The 741-nt window shown below is 38.1% G+C and carries 1 protein-coding gene; it reads left to right on the top strand.

What is annotated here, in order from left to right; translation table 11 throughout:
• Positions 1 to 476: 476 nt before the first annotated feature.
• The coding region (locus KIV40_RS27400) for a response regulator (RefSeq protein ID WP_285352356.1) at positions 477 to 741 on the top strand (265 nt) is incomplete at its 3' end.

Genomic DNA, 741 nt, shown 5'->3' with positions numbered 1-741 from the left:
ATTCATGTCGTCGATACTAATCAATCACTGAGAAGAAAAATACACTCGCAAATAGATTGTGAGGTTGATTCCACTGTCGGCTTGCTGAAGTAATCGTTTTCCTTGTCATGCTCACTTATTCCTTTAGATTTTATTACTGCTATCTATCTTTCTATCAGTAATAAATATTGCATAAAGACAGTGGATAGAATGAATGAACTTTTGGTTAGTTGTAAATAATCTGTATGTAAGGGAGGGTAAGAAAATAAAGGAGATGTAAGAGGAGCAAGTTACTATGTTGTCAGTTTTATAAATTTGTTTTTAAGGATATAGATAAAGGCGCAACAGACTGCATTTAAGGTCAAAACCGTAAAAACAGGTGTACAGAGATGAATACATTGTTTTGCGTACTGTAAAATCGCAAGTTCAGTTACAGTATTGATGATGTATTTTCAGTCTATATACTGCCCGCGCATTTATAAATACTGGTGATGGAAATGTCTAAAGCAAAAGTGCTCATAATTGAAGACGACCAAGAGATCGCGCGTTTAACCACTCTGTATCTTGAAGCCGAAGGCTATCAGGTTGAGGTTGTTGATCAAGGCAATTTGGCAGTGCAAGCGATTCGAGAAGTAGAGCCGGATTTAGTGCTTTTAGATTTAATGCTTCCAGGCCTCAGTGGTGCACAAATTTGCAGACAGGCTCGTGAGTTTTACAAAGGCATCATCTTGGTATTGACCTCCTCAGCCGACGAAATGAGCG

Source organism: Vibrio sp. D173a (assembly GCF_030248475.1).
This window is presented reverse-complemented; position numbering and strand designations above follow the sequence as displayed.